This window comes from Streptomyces bungoensis, assembly GCF_001514215.1.
GTDB classification, from domain to species: domain Bacteria; phylum Actinomycetota; class Actinomycetes; order Streptomycetales; family Streptomycetaceae; genus Streptomyces; species Streptomyces bungoensis.
In genome coordinates, this window is sequence record NZ_KQ948854.1 from 81,369 (window position 1) to 88,529 (window position 7,161).

5 protein-coding genes are annotated in these 7,161 nt (G+C 71.7%); 2 read left to right on the forward strand and 3 right to left on the reverse strand.

Features of this window, described 5'->3' with window-relative positions:
• Positions 1-1,437, reverse strand: a complete 1,437-nt coding sequence (pyk, locus tag AQJ66_RS10585) for a pyruvate kinase (RefSeq protein WP_061919550.1) — start codon at positions 1,435-1,437, stop codon at positions 1-3.
• 251 nt (positions 1,438-1,688) lie between these two features.
• Between pyk and AQJ66_RS10590 the strand changes: the two genes are divergently transcribed.
• Entirely contained in the window at positions 1,689-3,509 is a 1,821-nt protein-coding gene (locus AQJ66_RS10590) for a bifunctional metallophosphatase/5'-nucleotidase (protein ID WP_061919552.1), read from the forward strand.
• 64 nt (positions 3,510-3,573) lie between these two features.
• Here the strand turns inward: AQJ66_RS10590 and AQJ66_RS10595 are convergent, their stop codons facing one another.
• Both AQJ66_RS10595 and AQJ66_RS10600 read right to left on the reverse strand, forming a co-directional pair.
• A complete protein-coding gene (locus AQJ66_RS10595) occupies positions 3,574-4,989 on the reverse strand; it encodes a lysine N(6)-hydroxylase/L-ornithine N(5)-oxygenase family protein (protein ID WP_061919554.1) in 1,416 nt (471 codons plus the stop codon).
• Positions 4,986-6,341: a pyridoxal phosphate-dependent decarboxylase family protein gene (locus tag AQJ66_RS10600; RefSeq protein ID WP_061919556.1), complete on the reverse strand. Its 1,356-nt coding sequence runs from the start codon at positions 6,339-6,341 to the stop codon at positions 4,986-4,988. The genes AQJ66_RS10595 and AQJ66_RS10600 overlap by 4 nt, the downstream gene beginning before the upstream one ends.
• Positions 6,342-6,515: 174 nt before the next feature.
• On the opposite strand from AQJ66_RS10600, the gene AQJ66_RS10605 reads away from it, so the two are divergent.
• A complete protein-coding gene (locus AQJ66_RS10605) occupies positions 6,516-7,067 on the forward strand; it encodes a GNAT family N-acetyltransferase (protein ID WP_244162794.1) in 552 nt (183 codons plus the stop codon).
• Positions 7,068-7,161 lie beyond the last annotated feature (94 nt).

Sequence of the window (7,161 nt, forward strand, 5' to 3'; positions counted from 1 at the left end):
CTACTCCGGACTGTCGTCCTCCCCGATGTGGTGGACGCGGACCAGGTTGGTCGAGCCGGAGACGCCGGGTGGGGAGCCTGCCGTGATGACGACCACGTCGCCCTTGGCGCAGCGGCCGTACTTCAGCAGGAGTTCGTCGACCTGGTCGACCATCGCGTCGGTGGAGTCGACGTGCGGTCCGAGGAAGGTCTCCACGCCCCACGAGACGCTGAGCTGCGAGCGCGTGGCCGGCTCGGGGGTGAAGGCCAGGAGGGGGATCGGGGAGCGGTAGCGGGAGAGGCGGCGGGCGGTGTCGCCCGACTGGGTGAAGGCGACCAGGAACTTGGCGCCGAGGAAGTCGCCGATCTCCGCCGCCGCGCGGGCGACCGCGCCGCCCTGGGTGCGGGGCTTGCTGCGTTCGGTGAGGGGCGGCAGCCCCTTGGCGAGGATGTCCTCCTCCGCCGCTTCGACGATCTTCGCCATGGTGCGGACCGTCTCGATGGGGTACTTGCCGACGCTGGTCTCGCCGGAGAGCATCACCGCGTCGGTGCCGTCGATGACCGCGTTCGCCACGTCGCTGGCCTCGGCGCGGGTGGGTCGGGAGTTGTCGATCATGGAGTCGAGCATCTGGGTGGCGACGATGACCGGTTTGGCGTTGCGCCGGGCGAGTTTGATGGCGCGCTTCTGGACGATGGGGACCTGTTCGAGGGGCATTTCGACGCCGAGGTCTCCGCGGGCGACCATGATGCCGTCGAAGGCGGCGACGATGTCGTCGATGTTGTGGACGGCCTGGGGCTTCTCGACCTTGGCGATGACGGGGAGGCGGCGGCCCTGTTCGTCCATGATGCGGTGGACGTCCTTGGCGTCCTTGCCGCTGCGGACGAAGGAGAGGGCGACGAGGTCGAAGCCGGTGTGCAGGGCCCAGCGCAGGTCGTCCTCGTCCTTCTCGGAGAGGGCGGGGACGGAGACGGCGACGCCGGGCAGGTTGAGGCCTTTGTGGTCGGAGACCATGCCGCCCTCGACGACGCGGGTGCGGACGCGGGGGCCGTCGACGGCGGTGACTTCTAGGCAGACCTTGCCGTCGTCGACGAGGACGCGTTCGCCGGGGGTGACGTCGCCGGCGAGGCCGGCGTAGGTGGTGCCGCACTGGTGGCGGTCGCCTTCGGTGCCTTCCTCCACGGTGATGGTGAAGGTGTCGCCGCGTTCAAGGAGTACGGGGCCCTCGGTGAAGCGGCCGAGGCGGATCTTCGGGCCCTGAAGGTCGGCGAGGATGCCGACGCTGCGTCCGGTTTCGTCGGCGGCCTTGCGTACGTGCTGGTAGCGCTCCTCGTGTTCGGCGTGGGTGCCGTGGCTGAGGTTGAACCGCGCGATGTCCATTCCGGCCTCGACCAGTGCCTTGATCTGGTCGTACGAGTCGGTGGCGGGGCCCAGGGTACAGACGATCTTTGCTCGGCGCATGGTTCGAGCCTAGGCCTTACCGGCTGGTAGGGAATCCGGGCCGCGTGTCTCCTCAACAACCTTTCGGTGAAGGCTTGTTGACAAGGGTTGAAGTGTGCGAGGGCTCGCTCCTATGAGCGAGTGAGCGGAGTCCGGTGCGCCCCCTCGCCCGAACCGGTCACCTGATCGCAACCTTCCGGGTCTGGTGCGGCTGGTCATGGACGGGTCAGAATCTACGCGCGTTGTTGACCTTCCCCGGAGGAGACCGAAAGATGCCGTTGAACCGCCGGAAGTTCCTTGAGAAGACCGCCGCGACCGGAGCGGGAGTGGCGATCGCCGGTGGGGCGGCTCCGGCGGCCGAGGCGGCGCAGGCCCCGGAGAGCACCGAGGGCATGGGTGCCGGAAAGCACGGGAAGCGGTACTCGCTGACCGTCATGGGCACCACCGACCTGCACGGCCACGTCTTCAACTGGGACTACTTCAAGAACGCGGAGTACGCCGACAAGGCGGGCAACGCGCAGGGCCTGGCCCGCATCTCGACGCTGGTCGAGCAGGTGCGCGCCGAGAAGGGCCGCTGCAACACGCTGCTGCTGGACGCCGGCGACACGATCCAGGGCACCCCGCTGACGTACTACTACGCGAAGGTCGACCCGATCACCGCCAAGGGCGGCCCGGTGCACCCGATGGCCCAGGCGATGAACGCGATCGGGTACGACGCGGCGGCGCTCGGCAACCACGAGTTCAACTACGGCATCGAGACGCTGCGCCGGTTCGAGGAGCAGCTGGACTTCCCGCTGCTCGGGGCCAACGCGGTCGACGCCAAGACCCTCAAGCCCGCCTTCCCGCCCTACTTCGTCAAGCGGTTCCACGTGCCGGGCGCCCCGCCGGTCAAGGTGGCCGTGCTGGGTCTGACCAACCCCGGCATCGCCATCTGGGACAAGGCGTACGTCCAGGGCAAGCTGGCCTTCCCGGGTCTGGAGGAGCAGGCCGCGAAGTGGGTGCCGAAGCTGCGGGCCATGGGTGCCGACGTCGTGGTGGTGTCGGCGCACTCGGGCACCTCCGGCAAGTCGTCCTACGGTGACCAGCTGCCGTACGTGGAGGACGCGGCCGCCAATGTGGCCCGGCAGGTGCCGGGGATCGACGCGATCCTCGTCGGGCACGCGCACCTGGAGATCCCGGAGCTGAAGGTCGTCAACGAGCAGACGGGTAAGACGGTGGTCCTCTCGGAGCCGCTGTGCTACGCCGAGCGGCTGACGCTGTTCGACATCGAGCTGGTGTTCAGCCGGGGCCGGTGGCAGGTCGAGTCGGTCTCCGCGTCGCTGCGCAACTCGAACACGGTCGCCGACGACCCGAAGATCACCAAGCTGCTGGACGACGAGCACGCGAAGGTGGTCGCGTACGTCAACCAGGTGGTGGGCCGGGCGACCGAGACGCTGACGACGGTCGACGCCCGGTACAAGGACGCCCCGATCATCGACCTGATCACCAAGGTGCAGGAGGACGTGGTCAGGGCGGCGCTGGCGGGCACCGAGTACGCCGCGCTGCCGGTGATCGCGCAGGCCTCGCCGTTCTCCCGGACCTCCGAGATCCCGGCGGGCGACGTGACGATCCGGGACCTGTCGAGTTTGTACGTGTACGACAACACGCTGGTCGCCAAGCTGATGACGGGCGCGCAGGTGCGGGCGTACCTGGAGTACTCGGCGGAGTACTACGTGCAGACGGCCGCCGGCGCGGTCGTCGACGTGGAGAAGCTGACGAACGCGAACGGTCGTCCGGACTACAACTACGACTACGTGTCGGGGCTGTCGTACGACATCGACGTCGCCCAGCCGGCCGGGTCGCGCATCGGGAACCTGACGTTCGGTGGTGCTCCGCTGGACGACGCGCAGCAGTTCGTGTTCGCGGTGAACAACTACCGGGCCAACGGTGGCGGTGCCTTCCCGTACGTGGCCTCGGCCAAGGAGCTGTGGTCGGAGTCGACCGAGATCCGCACCCGGATCGCGGAGTGGGTGACGGCGAAGGGCGTGCTGGACCCGAAGGACTTCGCGTCGGTGGACTGGAAGCTGACGCGGAACGGTACGCCGATGTTCTAGCGGTCGGGGACGCGAAGGGGACGGCGCCGGCGGGAGGACCGCCGGCGCCGTCCCTTTCCCGTTCCTACTGTCTGCCGTCGGTGAGCGGTGTGAGCCGGTGGGCCTTCCGGGTGTGCGGTACGCGGTGTGCCGGGTCCTGGAGTCCGAAGGTGGTGAAGGCGGTCCGGGCGGGCTGGGGGTACTGCTCCTTGCCGGTGAGGGAGTTGAGGATGCCGGCGCTGCGCCAGGCGGTGAGGCCGAGGTCGGGGGTGCCGACGCCGTGGGTGTGGAGTTCGGCGTTCTGGACGTACACGGAGCCGGTGACGCAGGGGTCGAGGACGAGCCGGTGGTCCTCGGTGATGCGGGGGCGTTCGCTGCTGTCGCGGCGCAGGTAGGGGTCGAGTCCGGCGAGGATGCGGTCGAGGGGGCGTGCGCGGTAGCCGGTGGCGAGGACGACGGCGTCGGTGGTGAGGCGGGAGCGGCTGCCCTGCTGCTCGTGTTCCAGGTGGAGTTCGACCTGGGTGGTCGCGACGCGGCCGGCGGTGCGGACGCGGACGCCGGGGGTGAGGACGGTGTCGGGCCAGCCGCCGTGCAGGGTGCGGCGGTACAGCTCGTCGTGGATGGCGGCGAGGGTCCCGGCGTCGATGGCCTTGTGGAGCTGCCACTGGGCGGTGACGAGCCGGTCGCGGACGGGTTCGGCGAGGGCGTGGAAGTAGCGGGTGTAGTCGGGGGTGAAGTGCTCCAGGCCGAGTTTGGAGTACTCCATGGGGGCGAACGCCTCGGTGCGGCCGATCCAGTGGAGCCGTTCGCGGCCGGCGGGGCGGTGGCGGAGCAGGTCGAGGAAGATCTCGGCGCCGGACTGTCCGGAGCCGACGACGGTGACGTGTCCGGCGGCGAGGACGGTGTCCCGGTGGTCGAGGTAGTCGGCGGCGTGCAGGACGGGGACGCCGGGCGCTTCGACTAGGGGGGTGAGGGGGTCGGGCACGTAGGGGGTGGTGCCGACGCCGAGGACGATGTTGCGGGTGTGGGTGCGGCCGAGGGCTTCGGCTTCGCCGTCGGCGTCGAGCTGGGTGAAGTCGACTTCGAAGACGTCGCGTTCGGGGTTCCAGCGGACGGCGTCGACCTGGTGGGCGAAGTGCAGCCCGGGGAGGTTCCGGGAGACCCAGCGGCAGTAGGCGTCGTACTCGGTGCGCTGGATGTGGAAGCGCTCGGCGAAGTAGAAGGGGTAGAGCCGGTCGTGGGCCTTGAGGTAGGCGAGGAAGCTCCACGGGCTGGTGGGGTCGGTGAGGGTGACGAGGTCGGCGAGGAAGGGGACCTGGACGGTGGCGCCGTCGAGGAGGAGCCCGGGGTGCCACTCGAAGCGGGGGCGCTGTTCGTAGAAGACGGCGTCGAGTTCGGCGAGGGGGTGGGCGAGGGCGGCGAGGGAGAGGTTGCAGGGGCCGATGCCGATGCCGACGAGGTCGCGGGGGGTGTCGGGGGTGTGGCGTGGGGGGTGGGTCATCTGGGGGTCGTTCCTTCTGCGAGCTTGAGGAGCTGGGCCAGTTCGTCCGGCCGGGTGTGGGGGTGGAGGAGCGTGGCCTTGAGCCAGAGGCGGCCGTCGAGGCGGGCGCGGCCGAGGACGGCCCGGCCTTCGTGAAGGAGCCTGCGGCGCAGGGCGGCGACGGTGTCGTCGGAGGCGCCGGCGGGGCGGAAGCAGACCGTGCTGATGGTGGGCCGGTCGTAGAGGTCGAAGCCGGGGTGTTCGCGGACGAGTTCGGCGAACTCGCGGGCGCGGGCGCAGACCTGGTCGACGAGGGCGCCGAGGCCGGTGCGGCCGAGGGTCCTCAGGGTGACGGCGGTCTTGAGGAGGTCGGGGCGGCGGGTGGTGCGCAGGGAGCGGCCGAGCAGGTCGGGGAGTCCGGCTTCGGTGTCGTCCTCGGCGTTGAGGTAGTCGGCGCGGTGGTGGAGTGCGGCGAGGTCGCGGGGGCGGGCGACGGCGAGGAGGCCCGCGGCGGCGGGTTGCCAGCCGAGTTTGTGCAGGTCGAGGGTGACGGTGTGGGCGGCCTGGAGGCCGGCGAGTTTCTCCCGGTGGCGGTCGCTGAAGGCGAGGCCGGCGCCGTAGGCGGCGTCGATGTGCAGCCGGGCGCCGTGGGCGGTGCACAGGCCGGCGATCTCGGGCAGCGGGTCGATGAGGCCGGCGTCGGTGGTGCCGGCGGTGGCGGCGACGAGGAGGGGGCCGGAGAGGGCGGTGAGGGCGGCGTCGAGGGCGGCGGGGTCGAGGGTGCCGCGGGGGGCGGGGACGACGACCGGGTCGGGCAGGCCCAGCAGCCAGGCGGCGCGGGGCAGGGAGTGGTGGGCGTTGGCGCCGCAGACCAGTCGGACGCCGCCGTGGGTTTCGCGGGCGAGCAGGAGGGCGAGGTGGTTGGACTCGCTGCCGCCGGTGGTGGCGAGGGCGTCGGCGAGGCCGATGTGCCGGGCGAGGGCGCGGGTGACCTCGGCTTCGAGGGCGGAGGCGCCGGGGGCCTGGTCCCAGGAGTCCAGGGACGGGTTGAGGGCGCTGACGGCGAGGTCGGCGGCGGTGGCGACGGCGAGCGGCGGGCTGTGCAGGTGGCCGGCGCAGAGGGGGTCGGCGGGGTCGGCGGCGCCTTCGGCCAGGGCGTGGACGAGGGTGCGCAGGGCGTCGGGGTCGCCGTGTTCGGGCAGGACGTCGCCGAGGGCGTCGGTGATCCGGGCGGTGACGGCCTGGGGACCTCCGGCGGGCAGGGGGCCGCTGCGGGCCCGTGCGCCGCTGGTGAGCGCGTCGAGGACGGTGTCGAGCAGGGGCCGGAGGGCCGCGGGGCCGTCCGGTCCTGAGGCGAGGGGCGGCGTGCTCATGGCTCTCCTCCGGGGCGCGGGGGGCAGGGCAACGGGTGCGGAGGCTCGTGTCCGGTGGCTTCCAGCTTGTACGGGAGGAGGGCCACGCGTCCGGAAAGCCCAACGATCGGAACCCGAAAGGGGGTACTGCCGTACGGGGAAAACGCGTTGGAGGGGTGCGCTACCGTCGTTCGGATGGTTGACGCGTGGATGATCGACGTGCCCGGTGAGCGGGTGGTGGTGCGTGAGCCGGGTCCCGCGGACGAGGTGCCGCTGCTGACCCTGTTCGAGGAGTGCGAGGACTGGTTCGTGGCGGCGACGGGGCTGCCGTCGGGGCCGGGTGACGTGCAGAGCCTGTTCTACTCGCTGCCGGAGGGGGCGGGCCCGGAGGACAAGGTGCTGCTGGTGCTGGAGCGGGACGGCGTGGTCGCGGGTCTGGTGGACGCCGTCCGGGATCATCCGCGGCCCGGAGCGGTGTCGGTGGGGGTGTTCCTGCTGGCGCCGTGGGCGCGGGGCCGGGGTCTGGGGCGTGCGCTGGCCGAGTCGCTGCTGGCCCGGGCCGGGGATCCGCCTCTGGTGACGGCCACGGTTCCGGCGGGCTGGCGTGCGGGTGAGCGTTTCCTGGAGCGGCTCGGCTTCACCCTGCACGCCCCGTCACCGGCGCCGGCGGAGGTCGGCAACCGCCGCCCGGGGCCGCGTGAAGGGGGCGTGCGGCGGGCGGAGTTGCGGCGGACGGGGACGGGCTGAGTCTGCCGGGCGCGTGGTGATCGCCTGAGGCGGGGCGAGGGGGCTCGTGCGGGCCGGTCGCTCTGGCCGACCCGCCCGGACGGTACGGCCGGCC

Excerpts from the sequence above, each read along its gene's own strand:
- AQJ66_RS10590 (WP_061919552.1), top strand. The coding sequence starts at position 1,689 with ATGCCGTTGAACCGCCGGAAGTTCCTTGAGAAGACCGCCGCGACCGGA.
- AQJ66_RS10595 (WP_061919554.1), bottom strand. The coding sequence starts at position 4,989 with ATGACCCACCCCCCACGCCACACCCCCGACACCCCCCGCGACCTCGTC.
- AQJ66_RS10600 (WP_061919556.1), bottom strand. The coding sequence starts at position 6,341 with ATGAGCACGCCGCCCCTCGCCTCAGGACCGGACGGCCCCGCGGCCCTC.
- AQJ66_RS10605 (WP_244162794.1), top strand. The coding sequence starts at position 6,516 with ATGGTTGACGCGTGGATGATCGACGTGCCCGGTGAGCGGGTGGTGGTG.
- pyk (WP_061919550.1), bottom strand. The coding sequence starts at position 1,437 with ATGCGCCGAGCAAAGATCGTCTGTACCCTGGGCCCCGCCACCGACTCG.